Consider the following 1,880-nt stretch of genomic DNA (forward strand, 5'->3'; position numbering starts at 1 on the left):
CGTCCGACAATATGCCATCTCAATGCCTGCACTTCACGAAACCACGGCGATTTGTAGCCCGCATCAGTGACAATAATGGTAACCGTTCACCAAGGCCCTATTGACAGGCAGCTTTGAAGTCGTCGAGCAGAGGATAGGACGTTTTGTTCAGCGTCGCTTCGAGAATGGCGCGGAGCCAATTCAGTGGATTCAGCTTTTGTTTCCGGCAGGTTTCGACGATGGTGAGTATACGTTGTCTGAACAGTTCCCCTCGGTGAGACCACACACCATAGCTGCCTTTTCGCCACAGCACATAGCTTCGTAATGAACGCTCGGCTTCATTGTTAGTGAGGGGGACGCCATCGTGACTGAGGAATACCCAGCACATCTCATCGTGTTTTAGCAGTAGCTTACACCGGTTCTGATACCGTGGAGTCACACAGCGTCTTGATGCCAGTTCAAGTTGCTCTCGCCAGGCGATGCGGAGTTTTTCCATCCGGTCCCGGTATCGCTTTTCACTTAGCTTGTTACTTTCATACCGGTGTTGCAGCCGGAACAACAGGCGGATGAGCCTGACCAATACTGTACCGTAGATTTTATTCGTGCCCCAGCTTTCCGCCAGCGCATTCATATTTCTTAAGATATGCGCCCAACATAATTGACGATGGTCAGCATCAATATAGTGATAACCGGCATACTGGTCAGTCACAACAATGTTTTCTGGATTATCGCCCAGTAATTTCTTCGCTGCCCAGGCTCCGCGAGAGAAGTGCGTCATAAAGCATGATAATTCTGCTGTGCATACTTGCCACATCCAGCGGTTTTCATTGCCCCGCTGATGACGGGTTTCATCACAATGAACCACTGCCTCATTATGCATAGTCTCTTTAATATCCTGATAGGCAGGCGTCAGCACCGCACTGACGCGGCCTTGTGCTTCAGAGATAGCACCGCGACTGAACGATAAACCAAAGTTTTGCTCGAGCTGTTGCTGGATTTTACTGATACTCTGGTGAAACTGACCCGACTGCATCGCCACATACGCCAGCAGGTTATTGCCCATCTGCCCTTGATTCACGTTGTCGGGTAGTGTGGCTTTTACCGTTTTACTGCACTGACAACACTGGCCCTGATGCAACTGATGTTCGACTACAGAGAATGCCTGGCTGGGAATATCAAATACCTGATGCCGACGATAAGGGGAATCATTGATAGCAATGTCACCACCGCAAGCACAAGTATCATCGGGATAATAGGTGCGCGTCTCATCAACGGTATCGGCCAGCATCCGCTTACTACCTTTATGGCCGGATTGCGCACCGCGCTTACGGCCTGTCGGCTTTTTAGCTGGCGCAGAAGAGGACGCCCCCGGCCCATTAGACGATGGCGGGCGCGATGAATTACGACTGTTTTGATTCAGTCGGTCTTCGAGGTCATTTAGCCTGTCCCAGAGTGTACTAATGAGCTCATTGGCATCATCGAGATTAGTAGCGACGGGTGGCTTTGTGGGCTGCTTTTTACGTGGCATGAAACCACTCTGACAGACTGGCGGGATCAATCAATAGGATCCCCACGATCATTGAAAATAAATATTACTAACTGTCAATAGGGCCCTGGTGAACGGTTACATTTTCACTCGCTTTATCTGCGAGCATTAATAGCTCGGCAACAGAGACGCAGTTGCTAAATACTGCCGTACTTGGTCATGAAATATCCACAACTCACTTAGTCTATCAAGAGCAAGCGTTTAAGATTTTCGGAGATGAGCGCAGCTCTCTTCATCGCGAAATCGATGAAGTTAAAAGCGCTGCGCTAGGGGACAACGCAATGAAACAGCTTGTTAAATTAATGTCGCAAGGACATTCAATAGAAGACTGGCTGATGAGTGAACTTAAACTAGA

Annotated in this window: 2 protein-coding genes; one reads left to right on the forward strand and one right to left on the reverse strand. The window is 49.1% G+C overall.

Annotated features, from left to right (window positions below; translation table 11 throughout):
* Window positions 1–97: 97 nt before the first annotated feature.
* Entirely contained in the window at window positions 98–1,507 is a 1,410-nt protein-coding gene (tnpC, locus tag QVA83_RS06530) for an IS66 family transposase (protein WP_287498265.1), read from the reverse strand.
* 152 nt (window positions 1,508–1,659) lie between these two features.
* Here tnpC and QVA83_RS06535 point away from each other — a divergent pair.
* Window positions 1,660–1,880, forward strand: a 221-nt coding sequence (locus tag QVA83_RS06535; RefSeq protein ID WP_287498266.1) for a hypothetical protein, incomplete at its 3' end; no start/stop codon positions are given.

This window comes from Alteromonas sp. AO-Serp, assembly GCF_017849675.1.
GTDB lineage: Bacteria > Pseudomonadota > Gammaproteobacteria > Enterobacterales > Alteromonadaceae > Alteromonas > Alteromonas macleodii.